The 23,484-nt window shown below is 63.3% G+C and carries 22 protein-coding genes; 11 read left to right on the plus strand and 11 right to left on the minus strand.

Annotated features, from left to right (window positions below):
• Positions 1–171: 171 nt before the first annotated feature.
• Positions 172–2,436, plus strand: coding sequence for a putative bifunctional diguanylate cyclase/phosphodiesterase (locus L1P09_RS19425; protein ID WP_235768015.1), 2,265 nt, complete (start codon positions 172–174; stop codon positions 2,434–2,436).
• On the opposite strand, the gene L1P09_RS19430 is transcribed toward L1P09_RS19425, so the two are convergent.
• Together L1P09_RS19430 and L1P09_RS19435 are read right to left on the minus strand one after the other, a co-directional pair.
• Positions 2,336–3,223, minus strand: coding sequence for an NAD(P)-dependent oxidoreductase (locus tag L1P09_RS19430; RefSeq protein ID WP_232892806.1), 888 nt, complete (start codon positions 3,221–3,223; stop codon positions 2,336–2,338). The genes L1P09_RS19425 and L1P09_RS19430 overlap by 101 nt on opposite strands.
• Before the next feature lie 165 nt (positions 3,224–3,388).
• Positions 3,389–3,700, minus strand: coding sequence for a DUF2288 domain-containing protein (locus tag L1P09_RS19435; protein WP_009684620.1), 312 nt, complete (start codon positions 3,698–3,700; stop codon positions 3,389–3,391).
• Positions 3,701–4,059: 359 nt separating this feature from the next.
• On the opposite strand from L1P09_RS19435, the gene L1P09_RS19440 reads away from it, so the two are divergent.
• The 7 genes from L1P09_RS19440 to L1P09_RS19470 all read left to right on the plus strand — a co-directional run bounded on the left by L1P09_RS19440 (position 4,060) and on the right by L1P09_RS19470 (position 11,598).
• Positions 4,060–5,175: a branched-chain amino acid ABC transporter substrate-binding protein gene (locus L1P09_RS19440; RefSeq protein ID WP_009684619.1), complete on the plus strand. Its 1,116-nt coding sequence runs from the start codon at positions 4,060–4,062 to the stop codon at positions 5,173–5,175.
• Between the two features lie 185 nt (positions 5,176–5,360).
• Positions 5,361–6,284: a high-affinity branched-chain amino acid ABC transporter permease LivH gene (gene livH / locus L1P09_RS19445; RefSeq protein WP_008097482.1), complete on the plus strand. Its 924-nt coding sequence runs from the start codon at positions 5,361–5,363 to the stop codon at positions 6,282–6,284.
• Positions 6,281–7,537, plus strand: coding sequence for a high-affinity branched-chain amino acid ABC transporter permease LivM (locus L1P09_RS19450; RefSeq protein WP_009684618.1), 1,257 nt, complete (start codon positions 6,281–6,283; stop codon positions 7,535–7,537). Before livH ends, L1P09_RS19450 begins: the two co-directional genes overlap by 4 nt.
• Positions 7,534–8,301, plus strand: a complete 768-nt coding sequence (gene livG / locus L1P09_RS19455; protein ID WP_009684617.1) for a high-affinity branched-chain amino acid ABC transporter ATP-binding protein LivG — start codon at positions 7,534–7,536, stop codon at positions 8,299–8,301. The genes L1P09_RS19450 and livG overlap by 4 nt, the downstream gene beginning before the upstream one ends.
• On the plus strand, positions 8,302–9,003 hold the full coding sequence (locus tag L1P09_RS19460) for an ABC transporter ATP-binding protein (RefSeq protein ID WP_054904083.1): 702 nt from the start codon (positions 8,302–8,304) through the stop codon (positions 9,001–9,003).
• 209 nt (positions 9,004–9,212) lie between these two features.
• Entirely contained in the window at positions 9,213–9,887 is a 675-nt protein-coding gene (locus L1P09_RS19465) for a COG3650 family protein (protein ID WP_154211086.1), read from the plus strand.
• 103 nt (positions 9,888–9,990) lie between these two features.
• Positions 9,991–11,598: an NAD(P)/FAD-dependent oxidoreductase gene (locus tag L1P09_RS19470; RefSeq protein ID WP_009684614.1), complete on the plus strand. Its 1,608-nt coding sequence runs from the start codon at positions 9,991–9,993 to the stop codon at positions 11,596–11,598.
• Between the two features lie 111 nt (positions 11,599–11,709).
• Here the strand turns inward: L1P09_RS19470 and L1P09_RS19475 are convergent, their stop codons facing one another.
• On the minus strand, positions 11,710–12,174 hold the full coding sequence (locus tag L1P09_RS19475; RefSeq protein ID WP_009684613.1) for an outer membrane lipoprotein: 465 nt from the start codon (positions 12,172–12,174) through the stop codon (positions 11,710–11,712).
• A 146-nt stretch (positions 12,175–12,320) separates the two neighbouring features.
• On the opposite strand from L1P09_RS19475, the gene L1P09_RS19480 reads away from it, so the two are divergent.
• Entirely contained in the window at positions 12,321–12,560 is a 240-nt protein-coding gene (locus L1P09_RS19480; RefSeq protein ID WP_054904081.1) for a hypothetical protein, read from the plus strand.
• A gap of 112 nt (positions 12,561–12,672) precedes the next feature.
• Here L1P09_RS19480 and pdxH read toward each other — a convergent pair whose 3' ends face one another.
• The 5 genes from pdxH to dinG all read right to left on the minus strand — a co-directional run bounded on the left by pdxH (position 12,673) and on the right by dinG (position 20,141).
• Complete coding sequence (pdxH, locus tag L1P09_RS19485) at positions 12,673–13,320, minus strand: pyridoxamine 5'-phosphate oxidase (protein WP_009684611.1); 648 nt, start codon at positions 13,318–13,320, stop codon at positions 12,673–12,675.
• An 18-nt stretch (positions 13,321–13,338) separates the two neighbouring features.
• Positions 13,339–14,316 (minus strand): OmpA family protein, encoded by a 978-nt coding sequence (locus L1P09_RS19490; protein WP_054904080.1) that lies wholly within the window; start codon positions 14,314–14,316, stop codon positions 13,339–13,341.
• 99 nt (positions 14,317–14,415) lie between these two features.
• Positions 14,416–15,561, minus strand: coding sequence for an EstA family serine hydrolase (locus L1P09_RS19495; protein WP_029887506.1), 1,146 nt, complete (start codon positions 15,559–15,561; stop codon positions 14,416–14,418).
• 118 nt (positions 15,562–15,679) lie between these two features.
• Positions 15,680–17,917 carry a beta-galactosidase gene (locus tag L1P09_RS19500; protein WP_054904079.1) on the minus strand — a complete coding sequence of 746 codons (2,238 nt, stop codon included), beginning with the start codon at positions 17,915–17,917 and terminating at the stop codon, positions 15,680–15,682.
• 79 nt (positions 17,918–17,996) lie between these two features.
• Complete coding sequence (gene dinG / locus L1P09_RS19505; protein ID WP_029887504.1) at positions 17,997–20,141, minus strand: ATP-dependent DNA helicase DinG; 2,145 nt, start codon at positions 20,139–20,141, stop codon at positions 17,997–17,999.
• 98 nt (positions 20,142–20,239) lie between these two features.
• Here dinG and L1P09_RS19510 point away from each other — a divergent pair, with 98 nt between their 5' ends.
• On the plus strand, positions 20,240–20,704 hold the full coding sequence (locus tag L1P09_RS19510) for a CopD family protein (protein WP_029887503.1): 465 nt from the start codon (positions 20,240–20,242) through the stop codon (positions 20,702–20,704).
• Between the two features lie 91 nt (positions 20,705–20,795).
• Here L1P09_RS19510 and L1P09_RS19515 read toward each other — a convergent pair whose 3' ends face one another.
• The 3 genes from L1P09_RS19515 to L1P09_RS19525 form a co-directional block, all read right to left on the minus strand.
• Complete coding sequence (locus L1P09_RS19515) at positions 20,796–21,554, minus strand: collagen-like triple helix repeat-containing protein (RefSeq protein ID WP_029887502.1); 759 nt, start codon at positions 21,552–21,554, stop codon at positions 20,796–20,798.
• Complete coding sequence (locus L1P09_RS19520) at positions 21,547–21,822, minus strand: DUF1145 domain-containing protein (protein ID WP_009684602.1); 276 nt, start codon at positions 21,820–21,822, stop codon at positions 21,547–21,549. Before L1P09_RS19520 ends, L1P09_RS19515 begins: the two co-directional genes overlap by 8 nt.
• A gap of 212 nt (positions 21,823–22,034) precedes the next feature.
• Complete coding sequence (locus L1P09_RS19525; protein WP_009684601.1) at positions 22,035–22,730, minus strand: OmpA family protein; 696 nt, start codon at positions 22,728–22,730, stop codon at positions 22,035–22,037.
• Between the two features lie 159 nt (positions 22,731–22,889).
• On the opposite strand from L1P09_RS19525, the gene L1P09_RS19530 reads away from it, so the two are divergent.
• On the plus strand, positions 22,890–23,384 hold the full coding sequence (locus L1P09_RS19530) for a DUF6231 family protein (protein ID WP_009684600.1): 495 nt from the start codon (positions 22,890–22,892) through the stop codon (positions 23,382–23,384).
• Positions 23,385–23,484: the final 100 nt, after the last annotated feature.

The following is a 23,484-nucleotide window of genomic DNA, read 5'->3' on the forward strand; positions in this document are numbered from 1 at the left end:
CTGCCCTTGGGTGGGGGCCATATTTCCGACAGCGATTAGGTTGATAACCAAATCGTAGAAATCAATGTGCCATTATCCAGGAAGGCTTAAACACTTGTTCCTATACTGCCTCTGGGCAGTCTGCACAGGGTTGTAGCGCAGACGAGTGAAAACTCGATCGAGAGGCATTCCATGGAGTGGCTGGGCCTGCAACTGTTCGCCGACTTGCCGGCAACCGGACGTATCCTGCTCGATTGTCGGCATGAGCCGCTGCTGGTTCTACTCGCCTACGTAGTAGCCTGCGCAGCCTGTTTCGCCACCCTCGACATGGCCGAGCGCCAGTCCCACAGCGAAGACCCTACCGCCCACCGGCAATGGAACGTACTTGGCGCCTGCTGCCTGGCCGGCGGCATATGGGCCATGCATTTCATCAGCATGCTGGCCTTTCAGGCATCCGTCGAAGTGCACTACGACCTGCCGCTGACCATCCTTTCCCTGCTCATTGCCCTGGCGGTTGCCTGGCTGGCCATGCGCAGCCTCGATCGCAAGGACATGCGCACGCCACACATCGTCCAAAGCGCGGTACTGATCGGCATGGGTATCGTCCTCATGCACTTTGTCGGCATGGCCGCGATGCAAACCGGCGCCCGGCAGTACTACCAGACCGGCCCGCTGCTGGGTGCTGCCATCATCGCCCCGCTCACCAGCCTGCTGGCATTGTACCTGGCGCGCAACTTTCGCAATGGCAGCGGCACCCTGTACCAGGCCACGAAGTACGGCGCCAGCCTGCTGATCGCCGCGGGCATGGTGGCTTCCCATTTCACGGCGATGTCGGCGATGACCCTGGTCATCCCCAGCGATACCGCACTGCGCTTGCCGTCTGGGGATAACAGCCTGCAACTGGCGCTGGGCATCGGTTTCATCACCTTGCTGATCAGCGGTGCCAGCATCAGTGCGGCCCTGGCCGACAAGAAGCTGCAAAGCAAGGAGCATGACCTGCGCCGGGTCAGCGTGCTGCTCAGCGAACTGGACCAGGCCCGCGCGTCACTGCAGCAGGCAGCGCACTACGATGCACTGACCAACCTGGTCAACCGCCGTGGTTTCAACCAACTGTTCGCCGAACGCCTGGCCGAGCACCTGGCCAGCGAAAGCCGCCTGGCGGTGATGTTCCTGGATATCGACCATTTCAAACGCATCAATGACAGCCTTGGCCACCACGCTGGCGATGAATTGCTCAAGGTCATTGCCAACCATATCAAGGCCGCGACCCGCAGCCAGGACCTGGTGGCACGCTTTGGTGGCGATGAGTTCTGTGTGGTCACCAGCCTCAACAGCCGCGACGAAGCCCGCCACCTGGCCCAGCGCATCATGCAACGCATGAAAGACCCCATCGAGCTTTGCGGCAGGCGCATGGTGATGACCACCAGTATTGGGGTGAGTATCTTTCCGGATGATGGCAGCAGCGCCGAAGAGCTGCTCAAGCATGCGGACCTGGCCCTTTACCAGTCCAAGGACAACGGCCGCAACAGCCTGAATTTTTTCAATGACAGTCTCAAGGCACGCGCCTCGATTGCCCTGCAACTGGAAGAAGAGTTGCGACTGGCGCTGCTGGAAGAGCGCGGCCTGTGCGTGCATTACCAGCCGATCTTCGACCAGCGCACTGGGCGGGTGGCCAAGCTGGAAGCCCTGGTACGCTGGCAGCACCCCCAGCATGGGCTGCTTGGGCCCGACCGGTTCATCGGCATAGCCGAAACCAACGGCCTGATCGTCGACCTCGACTTGTGGGTGTTGCGGCACGCCTGCGCCGACCTGGCCCTGCTGCAGCGCGGCGGCCACGGCGACCTCAAGGTAACGGTCAACTGCTCGGCGGTGACCCTCAGCCATGACGAACTGCCCAACGAGGTGGAGACGGCCTTGTTCCACGCCGGGGTCTCAGCGCACCAGCTGGAGCTGGAAGTGACCGAAAACGCCTTGATGGGGGATATCCAGCGCACGGTCAACCTGCTGAAACGGGTCCGCGCCCTGGGCGTCGCCCTGTCGATCGACGACTTCGGCACCGGCTACTCGTCCTTGGCCTACCTCAAGCACCTGCCCCTGGATGTGCTGAAGATCGACCGCACCTTCCTGCAAGGCGTGCCGGCCAGCCAGAAAGACCGTGAAATTGTCCAGGCAATCATCGTGATGGCGCATACCCTGCACTTGCAAGTGGTCAGCGAAGGCGTGGAGACCGAGGAACAGCAGGCGTTTCTCGCAGACCACGCCTGCGACTACCTGCAAGGCTTTCTGCTCGGGCGGCCAATGCCCTGGGCCGAGCTGCAACCCATGCTGGATCGGCTGCAGCGCACCCTCGTGGTGTTTACCCCTTGCTGCGATACAGCGTTACCAGGGTCGCCGGATCTTTATGCAGGTACCCATGGCTACCGTGCAGGCGCATCAGTTGCGCGGCGAGGCCACTGAGCGGTGTTGCCGAACCTTGCTCGCGCGCGAACTTGACCGCGCCGTCCAGGTCCTTGAGCAAGGTGCGCACGTGCCATTTGACCGGCTCGAAGCGGCTCTCGGCCATTTGCGGTGCCAGGATCTGCAACGGCCTGGAATCGGCAAAACCACCGGCCAGCGCCTCGGCCAGCAGCGTGGCGTCCACCCCGGCCTGCTCGGCCAGGGCCACCACTTCGGCAATCACCAGCGCATTGCAGGCGACGATCATCTGGTTGCACGCCTTGGTCACCTGGCCTGCGCCCACCGCCCCCATGTGCGTGACACGCTGGCCCAGCACCTCAAGTACCGGCTGAGCGCGCTGCAGGTCCGCCGCTTCGCCACCGACCATGATCGCCAGCGTGCCAGTTTCGGCACCCGCGGTGCCGCCTGACACCGGCGCATCGAGCCAGGCCATGCCGCACAGCGCTGCCAGCTCGGCCGCCATTTCTCGGGTGGCAGTAGGCTCCAGGCTCGAGAAGTCGATCAGCAACTGGCCACCACGGCCACCCTCGGCAACGCCTTGCTCGCCAAACACCACCTCACGCACCACCGCCGTGTCGGCCAGGCACAACAACACCATGTCGCTGTCGCGGCACAGTTCGGCCGGGCTGCCAGCCAGACGGGCACCGGCGGCGACCAGCGCGGCGCACTTGTCCGGGCTACGGTTCCAGACCGTCAGCGGATAGCCCGCAGCCAGCAACCGGCGGCACATGGGCAAGCCCATCAGGCCAATGCCGGCAAAACCAAGCGAAGGTAGTGCAGTGTTCATCAATGACTCCCGTCAGATTCGATATCGAGCTGGTGTGCGGGGCAACCTCATTACGCATCCCGTAAACTGTTACCGCCACGCCGAATTGTTACTTACCTCTACCCGCCCTGAGCAGCAGCGAGCACCAAAACGAGGCCGGTGCGCATTTTTACGCACCAAAAAAGATCACGCCTGGTCAGCACGCTTCGCCTGGATCACGATGAACGGTGACACCACCACCGCCCATATCTCTGGATCGCGGGTTTGCAGGTCCAGGGCCTGCTCTGCCGAGACAGGCCCCACAGTGCCATCACTACGCCATTTGGCGAAGATTTCACTGCGGTTCTCGGCCATCGCCTCAGCCACAGCGATCAGATCCAGGCTGGGGTCGACCCAAATCAGGTCACCCTTTGCCCAGAAACGCTCCAGCGCTTTCCACTCGATGATTGCAGTCTCGCCAAGCAATTTGGCATAGAGGGTGCTTGTTTGATCGGTCATGGGTGGTATCCGCAAAAATCGCCAATAAAAAAGGCCGGCATTTTTGCAGAAAAACCCGGTTTCAAATATGTAATTTGGTCGATTAGCCCCGAACTTGTGGGCTGAAAGCGCAGATACAGGCAGTTTGATGGCGCCTTTCTGTATCTTTCTTTCGATCAAGCGACAACCCAGGAAGCAGGCACTTTTTGACCGCTTTTCAAGCGATCCGACAGCGCTCTACACTGTACCGGTACAGTTCCGGGACATGTTCCGGGGGAAAGGTGGGCTTGCGCGTTGGCATGGCCACGCCGCAAATCCCGCCCGGTCTGTAGCCCTGGCCGCCAGGACTATAAGAATTACAACAGAATGAGTGGAGCACTATGATCAAGATTTCCAAGCTGTTCGCCGCGATGGTACTGGCCGGGGTAGCCAGCCATTCGTTTGCCGCCGATACCATCAAGATCGGCATCGCCGGCCCCAAGACCGGCCCTGTGACCCAGTACGGCGACATGCAGTTCATCGGCGCCAAGCAAGCTATCAAGGATATCAACGCCGCTGGTGGCGTCGATGGCAAAATGCTTGAAGCCAAGGAATACGACGACGCTTGCGACCCCAAACAGGCCGTGGCAGTCGCCAACAAGGTGGTCAACGACGGCGTCAAGTTCGTCATCGGCCACCTGTGCTCCAGCTCCACCCAGCCGGCATCGGACATCTACGAAGACGAAGGCGTGATCATGATCACCCCGGCCGCCACTTCGCCGGAAATCACTGCCCGTGGCTACAAGCTGATCTTCCGCACCATCGGCCTGGACAGCGCTCAGGGCCCGGCGGCCGGCAACTACATCGCCGACTTCGTCAAACCGAAAGTGGTGGCGGTACTGCACGACAAGCAACAGTACGGTGAAGGCATCGCCACCGCGGTCAAGCAGACCCTGGAGAAAAAAGGCACCAAGGTCGCCGTGTTCGAGGGCCTCAACGCGGGTGACAAGGACTTCTCCTCGATCATCCAGAAGCTCAAGCAGAACAACGTTGACTTCGTCTACTACGGTGGCTACCACCCAGAGCTGGGCCTGATCCTGCGCCAGGCTCAGGAAAAAGGCCTGAAAGCCAAGTTCATGGGCCCGGAAGGCGTGGGCAACGACTCCATCTCGCAGATCGCCCAGAACGCCTCCGAAGGCCTGCTGGTCACCCTGCCGAAGTCGTTCGACGCCGACCCTGCGAACAAGAAGATCGTCGACGCCATCAAGGCTGACGGCAAGGACCCAAGCGGCCCGTTCGTATTCCCTGCCTACTCGGCTGTGGAACTGATCGCCCAAGGCATCAAGGCCGCCAAGTCCGAAGACACCGACAAGGTGGCCGAGGCCATCCACGCCGGCACCTTCAAAACCCCGACCGGCGAGCTGTCCTACGACGCCAAAGGCGACCTGAAAGACTTCAAGTTCGTGGTCTACGAATGGCACTTCGGCAAGCCGAAGACCGAAGTCTCCCCTCAGTAACTGCGTGACTAATAGCTGACCTAGAAGCCCACTGTGCGAGCAGTGGGCTTTGTTTTACGAGGTTCATGGGCCTGGCCCCCGCGATCCGGGGGCGGGCTCACCTGAAAATCTTAAAACCGTCACCCGCGGTTTCCTGGCCTTGCCCTCGCCAGCGAAATGCAAATCAGGTTTTTAGGAGCGCTGTAATGCCTGAGATCTACCATTTCTTCCAACAACTGGTTAATGGATTGACCATCGGCAGCACCTATGCCTTGATCGCCATCGGTTACACGATGGTGTACGGCATCATCGGCATGATCAACTTCGCCCACGGCGAGGTGTACATGATCGGTTCGTATGTGGCCTTCATCGCCCTGGCGGGCCTGGCCATGATGGGCATCCACTCGCTGCCCATCCTGATGACCGTTGCCTTCGTCGCGACGATCTTCGTCACCAGTGCCTACGGTTACAGCATCGAACGGGTTGCCTACCGCCCCCTGCGCAACAGCAACCGCCTGATCCCGCTGATTTCCGCCATCGGTATGTCGATCTTCCTGCAGAACACGGTCTTGCTGTCGCAAGATTCCAAGGACAAGTCCATCCCCAACCTGATCCCCGGCAGCTTCTCGTTCGGGCCAGGTGGCGCGGAGGAGGTCCTGATCAGCTACATGCAGATCCTGGTGTTCGTGGTCACCCTGGTGGCCATGACCCTGCTCACACTGTTCATCTCCCGTTCCCGCCTGGGTCGCGCCTGCCGCGCCTGCGCCGAGGACATTAAGATGGCCAACCTGCTGGGCATCAACACCAACAACATCATCGCCCTCACCTTCGTCATCGGTGCCGCCCTGGCAGCCGTGGCGGCCGTGCTGCTGAGCATGCAGTACGGGGTGATCAACCCCAACGCCGGTTTCCTGGTGGGCCTGAAGGCCTTCACGGCGGCGGTACTGGGTGGCATCGGCAGCATCCCGGGCGCCATGCTCGGCGGGCTGGTGCTGGGCGTGGCCGAAGCGTTCGGCGCCGATATCTTCGGTGACCAGTACAAGGACGTCGTGGCATTCGGCTTGTTGGTTCTTGTCCTGCTATTCCGGCCGACCGGCATCCTGGGCCGCCCGGAGGTTGAAAAAGTATGAACAGAAATCTCAAACAGGCGTTCTTCAGCGCCTTGCTGGTCTGGGCCGTGGCCTTCCCGGTGCTGGGCCTGAAACTGAGCATCGACGGCATCAGCCTGGTGGTGCACAGCCAAGGCACGTTCACCATCAGCATCATTGCCGTGTGTTCGCTACTGATGTTCCTGCGGGTACTGTTCGACCGGCAGTGGAGTGCGGTGATGGGCCGCCGCTCGGACCGCAAACTGATCCCACCGGCAGTCAGCAACTACCTGACCCTGCCGAAAACCCAGCGCTACGTGATCATGGGCCTGATCGTCGCCGCATTGGTGTGGCCGTTCTTCGGTTCACGCGGCGCGGTCGACATTGCCACGCTGATCCTGATCTACGTGTTGCTGGGCCTGGGCCTGAACATCGTGGTTGGCCTGGCGGGCCTGCTCGACCTGGGTTACGTGGGTTTCTACGCCGTCGGCGCCTACAGCTACGCCATGCTGTCGCATTACCTGGGGTGGAGCTTCTGGGTATGCCTGCCGATCGCCGGCCTGATGGCTGCCACCTTCGGCTTCCTGCTCGGCTTCCCGGTGCTGCGCCTGCGCGGCGACTACCTGGCGATCGTGACGCTCGGCTTCGGCGAGATCATCCGCCTGTTCCTGCGTAACCTCACCGACTGGACCGGCGGCCCCAACGGCATCAGCAACATCCCCAAGCCGGAGTTCTTCGGCCTGACCTTCGAACGGCGTGCCGCCGAGGGTATGCAGACCTTCCATGAGTTCTTCGGCTTGCCGTACAACTCGATCAACAAGGTCATCTTCCTCTACCTGGTGGCCCTGCTGCTGGCCCTGCTGGCACTGTTCGTCATCAACCGCCTGCTGCGCATGCCGATCGGCCGCGCCTGGGAAGCCCTGCGCGAAGACGAGATCGCCTGCCGTGCACTGGGCCTCAACCCGACGGTGATCAAGCTTTCGGCGTTCACCCTGGGTGCCTGCTTCGCCGGTTTCGCCGGCAGCTTCTTCGCTGCCCGCCAAGGCCTGGTGACGCCCGAGTCGTTCACCTTCATCGAGTCGGCGATCATCCTCGCCATCGTCGTGCTCGGCGGCATGGGCTCACAACTGGGCGTGATCCTCGCGGCCATCGTGATGATCCTGCTGCCAGAGCTGATGCGAGAGTTCAGCGAATACCGGATGCTGATGTTCGGTGCGCTGATGGTGTTGATGATGATCTGGCGTCCGCAAGGCCTGCTGCCTATGCAACGTCCACACATGGAGCTGCGTCGATGAGCCGCGAAATTCTGCAAGTCAGCGGCCTGAGCATGCGCTTCGGCGGCTTGTTGGCGGTCAACGGCGTGGGCCTGACCGTCAAGGAAAAACAGGTGGTGGCACTGATCGGGCCGAACGGCGCCGGCAAGACCACGGTGTTCAACTGCCTTACCGGCTTCTACAAGCCCAGCGGCGGCACCATCCTGCTCGATGGCCAGCCCATCCAGGGCCTGGCCGGGCACCAGATCGCCCGCAAGGGCGTGGTGCGCACCTTCCAGAACGTGCGCTTGTTCAAGGAAATGACCGCGCTGGAAAACCTGCTGATCGCCCAGCACCGTCACCTCAACACCAACTTCTTCGCAGGCCTGTTCAAGACCCCGGGCTTCCGCCGCAGCGAAAAGGAGGCCATGGAGCGCGCGCAGTACTGGCTGGAAAAGGTCAACCTGACCGAGTTCGCCAACCGTACCGCCGGCACCCTCGCCTACGGCCAGCAGCGCCGCCTGGAAATCGCCCGCTGCATGATGACGCAGCCGCGCATCATCATGCTCGACGAGCCGGCAGCTGGCCTGAACCCCAAGGAAACCGAAGACCTCAAGGCCCTGATCGGCTACCTGCGTGAGTCGCACAACGTCACCGTGCTGCTGATCGAGCACGACATGAAGCTGGTGATGAGTATTTCCGACCATATCGTGGTGATCAACCAGGGCACCCCCCTGGCCCACGGCACGCCCGAGGAGATCCGCGACAACCCTGATGTGATCAAAGCCTACCTGGGGGAAGCGTAAATGCTGAAGTTCGAGAACGTTTCCACCTTCTACGGCAAGATCCAGGCACTGCACAGCGTCAACGTGGAGATCAACCAAGGGGAGATCGTCACCCTGATCGGTGCCAACGGGGCCGGCAAGTCGACCCTGCTGATGACCCTGTGCGGCTCACCCCAGGCGCACAGCGGCAGCATCAAGTACCTGGGTGAAGAACTGGTCGGCCAGCCGTCCTCGCACATCATGCGCAAGAGCATTGCGGTGGTACCGGAAGGCCGCCGCGTGTTCGCCCGCCTGACCGTCGAGGAGAACCTGGCCATGGGTGGTTTCTTCACCGACAAAGGCGACTACCAGGCGCAACTGGACAAAGTCCTGCAGTTGTTCCCGCGCCTCAAGGAGCGCTACTCACAGCGTGGCGGCACCATGTCGGGTGGCGAGCAGCAGATGCTCGCCATTGGCCGGGCCCTGATGAGCAAGCCCAAGCTCCTGCTGCTCGACGAACCCTCGTTGGGCCTGGCGCCAATCATCATCCAGCAGATCTTCGACATCATCGAACAGTTGCGCCGCGACGGCGTAACGGTGTTCTTGGTGGAACAGAACGCCAACCAGGCGCTGAAGATTGCCGACCGGGCATACGTGCTGGAAAACGGCCGGGTGGTGATGCACGGTACCGGGGAAGCCTTGTTGACCGACCCGAAGGTGCGCGACGCGTATCTGGGTGGTTGATTGGGGAAAGGGCCTTCACAGGCCCTTTTTTCTGCCTGCAAGGAACGTGTTGTCTGCATCGCCCCCCGTCGCCGGCAAGCCGGCGCCTGCAAGCCACCCGCAATCCTCAGGGCAGTGGGCGCCTGTGCGAGCAACCCTTGACTTGAGATCCACCGCCAGCCTGCGTAACGTGGCCAGCTTTCACGGCAAAGATCCCGGAGCCCCGCCCCATGCGCCTGACCCCCACCCTGCTGCTCACCGCCCTGCTGCCCCTGTTCACCGGCTGCCAACTGATGGCTGACGCCCCCAGCGACCCGAACATCGGCACCACGCGCATGCAGGGCGAACTGCGCGCTGCCGGTGGCCAGCTGCTGTTCAAGCCTTGCAGCGAAAACCGTACCTTCGTGATCAATGACGTTGGCGCCACCGGCATCCTGCAAGAAGCCGCCAACCTGGCCAAGGGTGCCAATGACAAGCTGTTCGCCGATGTGCGCGGCCGCCTCACCGGCAGCAAGCAGGCCAATAGCGACGGCCAGCTGGAAGTGCGTCGCCTGTACCGCCTGGAACCGTCCGCCCGCGCCTGCGAGGACCCCAATTTCAGGCAACTGACCCTGCGCGCCAGCGGCCACGAGCCGGGCTGGGACGTCAAGGCCAGTGGCAAGGGCATGGTGCTCAACCGTGTGGGTCAAGCGCCCCTGCCCCTGCCATTCCTTGAAGAAGAAGTCCCCGGTGGCGGCCTGACCCTGACCAGCGAAGCCAACGGTCAGCATGTGGAACTGTGGGTCGCACCACAACGCTGCGTAGACAGCGCCACTGGGGCCGTTGACCACCTGCGTGCCGAATTGCGCATCGACGGCAAGACCTTGCAAGGCTGCGGCTACTACGGCGGCGCACGCGACAACTGATCACCGGGCGCTTTTATCCTGCCAGTCAAGGCGGCTAACAGCTTATACTTGGCGGTTTGTGTAAAGCCGCCGGCCGCCCATGGCCGGGATACTGGACCCTGCCATGCTACGAATCACCGAACTGAAGCTGCCCCTGGACCACCCCGACGAAGCGCTGCGTGACGCCATCGTCCAGCGCCTGGGCATCCGCGACGAGCAACTGCTCAGCTTCAACCTGTTCAAGCGCAGCTACGATGCGCGCAAGAAGAACAGCGAGCTGCTGTTCATCTACACCATCGACCTGCAAGCCAGCAACGAAGCCGAGCTGCTTGCCAAGTTCGCCGATGATCGCAACATCGGCCCTGCCCCCGACGTGACCTACAAGTTCGTTGGCCAGGCCCCGGCCGGCCTGCAGGAACGTCCGATCGTGGTCGGCTTTGGCCCGTGCGGCATTTTTGCCGGCCTGCTGCTGGCGCAGATGGGCTTCAAGCCGATCATCCTCGAACGCGGCAAGGAAGTGCGCCAGCGCACCAAGGACACTTGGGGCCTGTGGCGCAAGAGCGTGCTCAACCCCGAGTCCAATGTGCAGTTCGGCGAAGGCGGCGCCGGCACCTTCTCGGACGGCAAGCTGTACAGCCAGATCAAGGACCCGCAGCACCACGGCCGCAAAGTGCTGGAAGAGTTCGTCAAGGCCGGTGCGCCCGACGAGATCCTGTACATCAACAAGCCGCACATCGGCACCTTCCGCCTGACCGGCATGGTCGAGCAGATGCGTCAGGACATGATCGCCCTCGGGGCCGAAGTGCGCTTCCAGGAAAAGGTCACCGACCTGCTGATCGAAGATGGCCAGTTGACCGGCGTGGTGCTGGAAAGCGGCGAGCAACTGCACTCGCGCCATGTGGTTCTGGCCCTGGGCCACAGTGCCCGCGACACCTTCCGCATGCTGCATGCCAAAGGCGTGTACATGGAAGCCAAGCCATTCTCGGTGGGCTTTCGCATCGAGCACCCGCAAACGCTCATCGACAAGGCGCGCCTTGGCAAATACGCCGGTCACCCGAAACTGGGGGCTGCCGACTACAAACTGGTGTACCACGCCAGTAACGGCCGTTCGGTATACAGCTTCTGCATGTGCCCGGGCGGCACCGTGGTCGCCGCAACCAGCGAACCGGGCCGGGTAGTCACCAACGGCATGAGCCAGTACTCGCGTAACGAGCGCAACGCCAACTCCGGCATCGTCGTCGGCATCGACCCCGAACGCGACTACCCAGGCAGCCCGCTGGCCGGTATCGAACTGCAGGAACGCCTGGAGGCCCATGCCTACGTGATGGGGGGCAGCAATTACCAGGCGCCGGCACAGCTGGTGGGTGACTTCGTTGCGGGGCGGCCGTCGACCGCGCTGGGCAGTGTCGAGCCATCCTACAAGCCGGGCGTGACCCTGGGCGATCTGGCACCAAGCCTACCGGCGTTCGCCATCGAGGCGATCCGCGAGGCACTGCCGGCATTCGACCGGCAGATCAAGGGCTACAACCTGCCTGATGCGGTGTTGACCGGGATCGAAACCCGGACCTCCTCGCCGCTGCGCATCACCCGCGGTGAGGACTATCAAAGCCTGAACCTCAAGGGGCTGTTCCCGGCCGGCGAAGGCGCAGGTTATGCCGGCGGCATCCTGTCGGCAGGGGTCGACGGCATTCGCATTGCCGAAGCGGTAGCGCGGGACATGCTGGGCCTTTGACGGGGGTCAGCCGAACCGTGGTTCGCGTACCCCGGCTCTGCCATCAGCCTGAAGCATAAAAAAACCCCGGCTGGCAGTCGCCAGTCGGGGTTTTGTTTGGCTGCGCTACGCTCAGTGCGAAACGCGGCTGGTGCCGTCAACAGTCATGATGCGCACACGGTCGCCCACACGGAAGATTTCGTTTTCCTGCACGGCCTGGACATAGGCACGCATGCTGCCGTCGTCTTCACGCACAGTGATCTCGACACCCTGGGTACGGGTCAGGCCTTCTTCGGCAGCGGAACCCGCCAGGCCACCGGCAACGGCACCGATGACTGCGGCAACGATGCTGCCACGGCCACCGCCGACGGCGCTGCCCGCCACACCACCGACAATGGCGCCTGCGCCGCCACCGATCGGGGTCTTGGTACCCTCGATCTTGACCGGGCGCAGGGATTCGATAGTGCCCATCCGTACGGTTTGCACGCGGCGGGCCTCATCACGGGAGTAGCTATCGCCGGTCAGGCTCGAGGCACAGCCCCCTAGCAGCAGCGACATGGTGGTAAAGGTTGCCACCAGCAAAGCGGATTTACGCATGGGTAAAATCTCCATAAGTCAGGTGCTTATTAGACGCTGCACATTGACGGCTGTCACGGTACAAACGCAATAAAGTTGTTTTCATTCAGCCGGGGTACAGCCAGCGCGGCTGTGCCATGGCGCTTCAATTGAGACCAAGGATAGCCATGGATTACTTCATCGTCGTGGTGACCACCGTTGCGGGGCTTTATTTCCACGGGTGGCTGTACGTGCGCATGCGCCGCTGGATGGACCGCGACCTGGCGTTGTCGCTGGCAGGGGCTGATCCGCACAAACGCGCGTTCATGCTGCAGAGGCTGGAGCAGGCGCGGCTGGCGAAGGTGAAGCGCAGGGAACTGGCAGGCTGGCTGCAACGGGAGGCGGTGGAGTATTCAAGGTCACGTTGAAAGACCGACCATGCCCTGATCCCACCTGTGGGAGCCCGGCTTGCCGGCGATGGGTCGCAAGGCCATGCCCTGTCGCGGTGTCGCGACATGGCATGGCAAGCCCTGGAAAATCTCAGGGCGCCAACCGCTCCCGCAGCCACTGCCCATCGACCCGCCGGTAGTTGAGGCGGTCATGCAAACGGCTCGCCCGCCCCTGCCAGAACTCGACCCGCTCAGGCAGCAAGCGATAGCCACCCCAATGTTCCGGACAATGTGGCTGTGTATCGGAAAACCGCGCTTCGGTGGCCTTCACCAGCCCCTCCAGCTCTTCACGCCCGGCAATCACCCGGCTCTGCGGTGATGCCCAGGCCCCCAGGCGGCTGCCCAGTGGGCGCACTTGGTAATAGTCGTCCGACTCCTTGGCCGACACCTTCACCACCCGCCCCTCGATACGCACCTGGCGCTCCAGCGCCGGCCAGAAAAAGGTCATGGCTGCAAACGGGTTGGCTTGCAGGTGCTGGCCTTTGGCACTGTCGTAATTGGTGAAAAAGGTGAAACCCTGCTCATCGAGCCCCTTGAGCAACAGTACCCGGCAATGCGGACGGCCCTCGCCGTCCACCGTGGCCAAGGTCATGGCGTTGGCTTCCACCGGCGCCTGCTCGGTTTTGACCGCGTCGGCGAACCACTGGTGAAACAGGGCGAACGGCTCGCCCGGCGCCTGGGCTTCTGCCAGGCCATCACGGGTGTAGTCGCGGCGCATATCGGCCAGGGATTGGGTCATTGCTGCGTTCCTTGACGATCAGTTGGTCTTCGCAGGGCTATTGGCAGCTACTTTCTTGTCGGTGGTAGCTTTCTTGGCGACAGGCTTGGCTGGCGCGGCTTTTTTCTTGGCCGTGGTTTTGGCAGGCGCCTTGGCCTTGGCCACGGGCTTTTTCGCTGCGGGCTTGGCAGCCGGCTTGCTGGTGGCCGGCTTGGCGGCAGGCGCCTTGGCATCCTGCACGGCCACCATTGCAGCCGGCGCCGGTGCCGGAGCAGCCTGTTGGTACTTGGCCAGCAGCGCGACCATGGTGTTTTGCGGGGTCAGCAGCATTTCCACGCGGCGGTTGAGGGCACGGCCCTCGGGGCTGTCATTGGCAGCACGCGGCATTACCGAACCCATACCCTTGAGGGTCAGGCGGTCACGCTGCAGGCCGCTGAGGCGGAAAATAGCCGAAACCGACGCGGCGCGTTCCAGGCTGAGCTTCTGGTTGGCAGCAGCGGCACCGCTGGTGTCGGCATGGCCCAATACCAGTACGGCGGTCTTAGGGTCGCCTTCAACCGTTTTGGCAACCCGGGTGATCGGGCCAAGCGACATGGGCAGCAGCATGTTAGGGCGGTCTGGGTTGTACGAGCTGTCCACCGGCAGGGTCACGGCCAACACGTTGTCGCGGCGCTCCAGTTCCAGCTTGCTGTCCTTGATGGCTTCGCGCAGCTTCGGCTCGTACTCGTCCAGCCAGGCCTGGGTCGCCTGCTGGTCGATTTTAGGCACCACAGGGCCCTTGGCTTGCTGGTCGTCACCGCCGAACGGCCACCACCAGCGGCTGGTGCTTTCCGACTTGGCATCGGCCTTGGCCACATTGTCTGTGACGGCTGCCTTCACTTCCTGCTCGGCGACCTTGTCCGAACCGAAAGGCCACCAGCTGGAACCACCTTCCTTGGAGCCCTCCGGGGAGTGGCTGGCGCAACCGGTAACGGCGGTCAGACACAGGGCGAGTGCTAAGGTTTTATGTGAAGACATCAGCGATACACCATGAAATAGAAAGATATTTTGCCTAGGCACTTCAGGCGTTGGCATTGAGGATAGTCAAAGGGCGGAAGCAATACCCGCATTACCCGATCAAAGGCAACCGGCAAGCACACGGACCAGTTTTTGCGCCCGCGGGTCCATGAGCACATAAGGCCCGAGGGTATTGACCACGAAGCCGAACGCGACATCATGTTCCGGGTCGGCGAACCCCACAGAACCCCCGGCCCCAGGGTGGCCAAAGGCGCGGGGCCCCAGGCCGAAAGTGGCGTTGGCCACCTCCGGCTGATCGAGCATGCAGCCCAGACCGAAGCGGGTCTGGGTGAGCAAGGTGCGGTCCTGGCCAAGGCTGTGTTCGCGGGTCAGTTCGTCGAGCAATTCGGACTCGAGCAGGCTGCCGTCCAGCAACCCGGCATAAAACCCCGCCAGGCTGCGTGCGTTGCCGTGGCCGTTGGCCGCCGGCTGCTGCATGCGCCGCCATTCTGGCTTGTTGGTGCTGGTCAGGATCGCCGGGGGGTTGGTAAAGGCACGGGTGGACAAGGCCTCGGGCTCGCGCAGGGTCACCTGCAGCAAGCGCTGCGCCGCGGCGTCGCCGGGGTTGCCTTTGCCGCGGGCAATATGCGCCACGCGGTGAAACGCTTCGTCGGCCAGGCCAACATGAAAATCCAGCCCTAGCGGGCGAGCGGTACGCGCCACGATCGAGTCACCCGGGGCCCGACCGTCGGCCCGGCGAATCAGTTCGCCGATCAGCCAGCCGTAGGTGATGGCGGCATACCCGTGTTCCGTGCCAGGCGCCCACCACGGCGTTTCGGCCGCCAGGGCATCGACCATGACCTGCCAGTCATACAAGGCTTCGGCCGGCAGCAGCGCGCGTAGGGCGGGCAAACCCGCACGGTGGCTGAGCAGTTGGCGCAGGGTGATCGCTTGCTTACCGGCCTGGGCAAACTCGGGCCAGTAGTTGGCCACCGGTGCATCGAGTGCCAGCTTGCCCTCGCCGACCAGCTGCAGTGCGGTCACCGCGGTGAAGGTCTTGGTACAGGAAAACAGGTTGGCGATGGTGTCGCTGTGCCACGCCTGCTGGCCGTCCTTGTCTGCACTGCCGGCCCACAGGTCGACCACGGTTTCGCCCCCCACCTGGATGCACAGCGCGGCGCCACGCTCCTGGGGATCATCGAACAGCGCGGCAAAAGCCTCGCGCACGGCTTCGAACTTCAGCTCATAGTGACCCTGGATCTGCACCCGCTGCTCTCCGTGTGACGATAGTCAAAAAGGTCTGCATTGTTTCAGTAGTTGGGCGTTTTGCAAACTGGCTTGAGCCCGGCGGTCGCGATGCCCAGTGCACCGCACCCACCTGTAATCATGGCGCCGGCTTCTTCTCCAGGCCGGTGCGCAGTTGCGCCATGGCCTGGGCGTTGGCCTTGCGCACGGCATCGATAAAACCGGGGTACGGTACATCGGTGATCGCCACCAGCCCCAAGTGGCCGTTCTCGCCATCGAGCAGGCGACCGCTGGCCGGCTGGTCGAGGTACTGGAACCAGTGCGCGCCCACGATCATGGGTTGTTGCAAGGCGGCAGTGAGGAAATTGGCATAGGCCGGGCCGCGGTCTTCTTCTCGCGCCAGCTCCAGTGGCCCCGGCCAGAACGGGCCGCGATCACGCGAACCGAACTGGAATTCAGACACCAGCACCGGCTTGTCCAGCTCGGCCAGGCGGGCGAAATCGTAGCCGTCCTGCGGCTTGAGCGTATAAAAGTTGAAACTGAGTACATCGCAGAACTCGGCGCAGGCGTTGACCGCCTCTGGCGTACTCACGGCATAACGGCCCCCCAGCAACAGGTGGTTGGGTGCATGCCATTTCAAGGCATCGGAAATGGTCTTGAAGTAGGTTTCGGCGAACACCTGCTGGAAGTGCTGGTAGTCCCGCTCGATTTCCGGGTGCTCCGGGCTGGGCAGCGGTGCCTCGAAGCCTGGATCCTCCATCAGTTCCCAGGCGTTCAGCTCGATGCCCCAGGCCTTGGACAACCCCTCCTGGTTGCGGTACTTGTCACGCAACTGCTTGAGGAAGGCGCGCTTGGCAGGCACGTCGGTGGTCAGGCGCAATGTGCCGTAGGCCAGGCCATAACGGGCCTTGGGCTCGCTACCCGGTGCGGCCCAGGCCAGCTCGTTATCGGCAAAGTAGCCGATCAGCCAGGGATCGTCACGGTGATCACGGGCAGCAATGGCCACGGCGCGTTCGGTGGCCATGGCAAAGCGCGGGTCGAACGGGTCGGGCATGCGGCCCCACCAGTCCATGCCGGTGCTGATGCTGGCGTAATCGCCAACGATCGACAGCGGCAGGGTGTAGGGCATGCGCCTGGCCTGGCCGAGGGCAGGCTCGCTCCAGTTGCCCAGCGTGTTGAAACCCCAGGCCTGCAAACGGTCGAGCGCATGCGCCTGCCAACGGCCAGTGTCCACTACCAGCGGTGGGCAAGCGGCCGGCTGCGCTGTTGCCGCCGGCGGGCAGGGCTTGCCATAGGCCCGCTGCAGGTTGGCTGCATAGAAGTCGAACCAGCGCCCTTTCTTGAAATTGCGCCCCTGCGAGGACGCATTGCCGTCGTCGTTGTTGCCTTCACCGTAGAACGCTCCGAGGGCGTCGCCCTCTCCCGGCAGTGCCTTGAACATGGCCTCACGCCCGGCGGTGTAGGTACGCCCGCCGTCGGCGGCCACGGCATTGACACCCAGCGAATAGAACGGGTGGCCATCAGGGGTAATCAGGTACCAGCGGCCATCACGCTTTTCGGTACGGAAAAAACCCTCGGCAGCAAAGGCCGGCCCCGCCAGCAGGCCGCCATAGGCATCCAACTGCTGCTTGCCGCGCTCGGCCAGCCAAGCCTTGAGTTGCTGCTGTTCACGGGTGGCGGCTGCCTTGAGCTGTTCGTCGTTGGCCACCTTTTCCGGCCAGCTGCCACGCGTGGACTGCCCATAGGCATCGATCAGTTCACGGTACGCCGCCTGATGGGCCTGGTCGTCATCCTGAATGCCCACCCGTTCGATCAGCAGGTTCTGGGCGACCTTGGGGCCGGGAATGCTCAAGCTGACCGAGGCCACCTGCTTGAGGTCTACAGCGCCGGCGCTGCTGGTCAGCAGCAGCCGCTGGCCGCCGTGCAGCCAGGGCATGGGGGGGCCTGCGCGCATGCCCTGGCTCAACGGCGAGCTGGCGGTCAGCGGCACCATCACGGTTTGCGCCGGGCCGGCCGGCAAATCGATACGGCTGGTCAGGGTGCGCCCATCGCTGCCTTGCACCGTGACATCCACGGTCAGCGCCCAGTCCATGGCACTTTGCAGGCGCAAGGTAAGAAACTTGCCGCTGGACCAGTCCCACACACCACTTTGCGGGCTCAGGCGCAAGGTCGGCCGCTGCGCCGGGTTGAACACCACACGCCGCAGCACCTCGCCTTCGGCCGTCTGCTCTGCGTTGTACTGCGGCATACCGGCATCCTCGGTCGCCACGTTGACCACCGAGGCCGGGCGCACGAAGCTGAACAGCGTCTGCTGCCCGGCCCATACGGACGAGCTGAACAACAGGGCGAAAACAGCGGGCAGGGTACGGCGGACCATAAGGCTGGGGCTCTCCTTCAGGGCCGTCATGGCCCAGGACTGAGTAATGGACAGCGCGCCGAAGCAAGTGCTCCGGCGATCAGGAAATCTCCCGCCGGAACGGCGGCAGCGCATTGAGAATAGCCTTGCCATAGCGCTGGGTGACCAGGCGCCGGTCAAGCAAGGTGATGATGCCGCGGTCCTGTTCAGTACGCAGCAACCGACCGCAGGCCTGGATCAGCTTGAGCGAGGCGTCGGGCACGGCGATTTCCATGAACGGGTTGCCGCCGCGGGCCTCGATCCATTCGGCCAGGGCAGCTTCGACCGGGTCGTCGGGCACCGAGAACGGAATCTTGGCGATGACCACGTGCTCGCAATAGGCCCCCGGCAAGTCGACCCCTTCGGCAAAGCTGGCCAGGCCGAACAGCACGCTGTGCTGGCCATCGTCGACCCGGGCCTTGTGCTTGTTGAGGGTTTCCTGCTTGGACAGGTTGCCCTGGATCAGCACCAGTTTGCGCCAGTCCCGGTCCAGGCCGTCGAACACATCCTGCATTTGCTTGCGTGACGAGAACAGCACCAGCGCACCCCGGGCCCCTTCGACGATACCCGGCAGCTCACGGATGATCGCCGCCGTATGCGCGGTAGCGTCGCGCGGGTCGGCTTGCAGGTCAGGCACCCGCAGCAGGCCGGCATCGCCATGCACGAACGGGCTGGGCACCACACAGGTGACGGCATCGCGCGGTAACCCCGAGCGCATGCGGAAGCGGTCGAACTTGCCCAGCGCGGTCAGTGTGGCCGAGGTCACCAGCGCGCCATGGGCCACGCTCCACAGGCTGCGGCGCAACATTTCGGCAGCGAGGATGGGGCTGGCGTTGACTTCGATGTCGAACAACGCCCCGCTTTCAGCCAGGGTGAGCCAGCGCGCCATCGGCGGGCTGTCTTCCGGGTCTTCGGCGGTAAAGGCCGTCCACAGCTCCCAGTTGCCCTGGGCACGGGTGACGAGGCTGCCGAACAGTGGGTACCACTCTTCCGCCTGGTGGCTGGCGATACCGATGCTGACCTCGCCGTCCATGCCCTCCTTGAGCAGGTCGGCCAGCCGCGTGAAGAGATCATTGAGCCGGGCAAAGCCCTTTTTCAGCTCGATGCCGACCTCGCGGATCTGCTCCGGTACCACGCCACCTTCGAAGCGGTAACGCGGCCGTTCTCGGCCTTCGGTGTCCTCGCTCGGGCGGAAGTCGGCGACCTGTTCGCACAGGGTGAACATGAACTGCTGTTGGGTGCGGACTTCCCGCGCCAGCTCCGGCACCTGCTCGATGTATTTGCCCAGGTCCCCCGGCAGCGGGTGCTGGGCCAGCAGTTTGGTCAGGTTCTTGGCAGTCTGCTCCAGCCAGTCGGCGGTGGAGCGAAGCCGCGAGTAATGGGCGAAATGGCCGATGGCCTTGTCTGGCAGGTGGTGGCCTTCGTCGAATACATACAGGGTATCGCGCGGATCGGGCAATACCGCGCCGCCGCCCAGGGCCAGGTCGGCCAGTACCATGTCGTGGTTGGTGACGATCACATCGACCTTGCCCATCCCCTCACGGGCCTTGTAGAACACGCACTGCTGGAAGTTCGGGCAGTGGCGACCGGTGCACTGGCTGTGGTCGGTGGTCAGCCGGGCCCAGTCCTGGTCCTCCAGGGCCTCGGGCCAGCTGTCACGGTCACCGTCCCAGCGGTTGCCGGCGAGCTTTTCAATCATGCTGTTGAACAGCTTCTGGCTGCGTTCATCGACTTCGATGTGGAAGCCTTCTTCTTCGAACAGCTGGGCAGTGGCCGACTGGGCATGGCCTTCCTGCAGCAGGATGTCGAGTTTCGACAGGCACAGATAGCGGCCACGGCCCTTGGCCAGGGCGAAGCTGAAGTTCAGCCCGCTGCTGCGCATCAGGTCGGGCAGGTCCTTGATGACGATCTGCTCCTGCAGGGCCACGGTCGCGGTGGCGATCACCAGGCGTTTGCCGGCGGCCTTGGCGGCCGGAATCGCGGCCAACGCATAGGCGACCGTCTTACCGGTACCGGTGCCCGCCTCCACCGCCACCACGGCAGGCTCGCCGGCACGGCGACCTTCATCGTCGCAGGGAATGTCGCCAAGCACCTTGGCCACTTCGGCGATCATCAGGCGTTGGCCATAGCGCGGCTTGAGGCTCTTGGCTTCGAGAAAACGCGTATAGGCGCCCTGGATGGTGGCTTTGAGTTCGTTGCTGATCATGGTCTGCAGACGCCCGTAGGGCTGGATATATTTTCAGTGTTTCGCATGGGGCGGCTATCATACCCCGCTATTGCCTATCGTGCCGCATGGAGATCCGGATGCTCGCCTTTACCCTGCCCTACACACTGCATGTTCTGGCCGCCCTGGTATGGGTTGGCGGCATGTTCTTCGCCTGGCTGGTGCTGCGCCCCGCCACGGTTACAGCCCTTGAGGGGCCTGCGCGCCTGCGCTTGTGGGTGGAAGTTTTCCGACGCTTCTTCGTCTGGGTCTGGCTGGCGGTGGCGATCTTGGCGATAAGTGGTATCGGCATGTTGCACCTGCGCTTCAGCGGGTTCGAGACTGCGCCGAAGTACGTTCACGTGATGATCGGCGGCGGGATCGCCATGTTCGCCTTGTTCATGCGCATCCAGGCCTTGCTGTTGCCAGAGTTGAAAGCGGCGGTACAGGCGCAGGACTGGCCCACGGGTGCGGCGGTGCTGGCCCGCATTCGGCGAATGGTGGGCATCAACCTGTTGCTGGGGCTGGCCGTGGTCGCGGTGGCCAGTTCGCGGCTGGTGATCTGATTGCAGGCAGCCCTTCGCCTGGCGGGCTGCCTGCGCGGCCGGTGGGTGGGGCCCATGGCGACAACGCCGCACCCAGGCCCCTGCGCACGGTTCAGAGGCGCTGCAGGATCAGCTCGCCCGCCGCCCCCGCCAAGCCTGGCTGGCCAGGCTGCCCCGGTCGGCCATTGGCACCGGCATCGGTGCGGTACACCAGGCAACCCTTGCTCGCCCCACCTTTGCCGGCCTTGCCAGGCTCACCGGGTTTGCCCGGCGCCCCGCCATCGAGGCGCACGACGATGTGCTCCTGGGCAAAGCCTTGCGGCAAGCTCAGGCGTATGCGCCCACCTGCTGCACCATCATGGCCGTTGCCGCCATCATCGCCATTGGCCCCGCGGCTGGCCTGGCCCCAGGTGCAGCCGCCGGCCTGGCCATTGCCGCCGTCGAGCCCAGCGTAGCCCGGTGCACCGGCGCCGCCCCGGGCGTCGATGACCAGCTGCTGGGCATCCAGCTCCGCCAGTACCAGGTCCAGGCTACGACCGGGGCGGGCTGCCCGCTGGTAGCTGCCCGCAGCGCCGGTGGCACTGAACTCGCTGCCCTCGCCCAGGCGCGCGCTACGCACGTCGATCAGCAACGGCTGCTCGCCAGGGGCCACGACGATCCGCGCATCACGCCCCAGCTCCAACTGGTCGACCTTCAATTGCGCCAGCGACGCAGGCAGCATCAGGGTGGCAGCATCGGCAACACGCAAATGCTCAAGGTGTACACTGGCCGACTTGCTCGGCAGGCGCAGCATGGAATTGGCAGCAACCTCCAGGCTTTCGGCGTGGGCAAAGGGGGCAGCCAAGAGGGCAAGCAGTATCAGATTACGCATTTCGCAGCGCCTCCTGCGCACGGGGAATGGACATGACGTGGAATATCCCCGTCAACAGAATTTGCAGGCGATCGAACCAACGGTGGCTGCGCCCGCGCAAGCTGCCATTGAAGAACAGAATTTCCAGCAGATGCAGGCTGAGCACAACGATGCCCAGGGCATTGATCAGCAGATTGAAAGGCAACGGCTGGGGCAGCAACTGGTTGAACAACACCACGCCCCAGAATGCGACTGTCAGGACCTTGCCCAGGCCCAGGATGAACTTCATACCCCGCCCCCATTGATTGTTGTTATGGCGTGCCGGCCGGTTCGCACCGGCCGTGCGCTCCACATTAACTGCAATGCCAAGGCAGGCGCCAGCACCCGTCAGCTGAGGTGCAGTTCCACCCGTCGGTTGCGCGCGCGCCTTTCCTCGGTTTCATTGTCGGCGGCGCTGAGAAAGCGCCCGTGCCACTGCCCAAGGCACGGGCGCACGCCGAGCTAGCGCTGGATCTTGATCTCGGTACGGCGGTTCATGGCACGCCCTTCGGCCGTGGCATTGTCGGCCACCGGCTGGGTTTCACCGGCACCTACCACCGAAACGAAGCTGCTGCGCGGTACACCACTCTGCACCAGGTAGTCGGTCACCGAGTGGGCACGGCGCTCGGACAGTTTCTGGTTGTAGCTGTCGGAGCCGACACTGTCGGTATGGCCGCTGACACTCAGGCGGGCAGAGGGCGCTTCCTGTTTCAGCCGCGTGGCAATCGTGTTGAGGCGCTCCTTGTCAGTGGCAGTCAGGCGTGCAGAGTCGAATTCGAAGTGCACATCACGAATGACGATGACTTCTTCCTTCTCCACCACCACCACTTCCTCGACCACCGCCGGCGCAGCTGGCGGGCAACCGTTGGCATCGACCTGCACACCCCGTGGGGTGCCCGGGCACTTGTCGCGGCTGTCCGGCACGCCATCGCCATCTTCGTCGCCATCACCATGGGCCCAGCAATAACCTGCCGCCAGGCCGCCGCCCAGCAACGCGCCCCAGCCAGCCCAGCTGGAACTTTCGATAGCGCCCAGCGCGGCGCCACCGACACCCCCGACGGCGGCACATTTAGGCCAGTCGGTTTTTTGCAAACCTGCACAACCAGTCAACACACTGGTGAGCAGTACCAGGGGTAACGCTGTGCGTACTATGCTCATTTCATTGCTTCTCCTAGGGGGAATCGGCATAAGGCCGATCTCTGGGAGTAAAGACCGCGCATTCCAATGCTGCCAGCAATTAGCCACGACGCGGTCACATACCTCTATGCCCGCACGCTGCAGCCGGCTAGTCTTGGACGACTTGAACGAGGATTGGCAATGACCGCAGGTTTTTCCCAACGTACCCCGCAGCAGGCCCTGGCGGCCCTGCTCGAACGCTTCACCCCGCAACGCCTGCTGTTGGTGGGCACCCGCTTCCCGGCGCTGGACGCCTTTGCCCAAGCGCACCCGCAGGTGACCATCGCTACCGCTGCGCCAGGGCCACTGCCTGCCGAACTGGCAGCCCAGCGTTTCGACTTGGCCTTGCTGGTGGACTGCCTGGAACACCTGCCCAAGCGAACCGGCCTGGAGTTGCTGGGCGGCATTCGCAACCTCAATGCCAGCCGGGTTGCCGTGCTGGCCGACCTGGCGGCGTGCAGCTGGCAGGACACCGACTTTTTCGCCCTGGCATTGTCAGCCAGCGAGAAATTCTGCCGCGATGAGCAGGTGTTGAGCCTGTTCACCTATGATCTGCATGATTACAAGCAGGTCCCGGACTGGCTCAACGCCAGGTTCTGGGCCAATCCGGAAATGTTTGGGAAGTACTGGTGGTAAACCCATGAATATCAAGGGCTTACCTAACCATGAACGCTATCGAAGCTATGCCAGAGCAGGGCCAACTGTCACCAGCCTGTCACCAGCCTTGTCACCAACG

Source organism: Pseudomonas juntendi (genome assembly GCF_021560075.1).
Lineage (GTDB): Bacteria > Pseudomonadota > Gammaproteobacteria > Pseudomonadales > Pseudomonadaceae > Aquipseudomonas > Aquipseudomonas juntendi.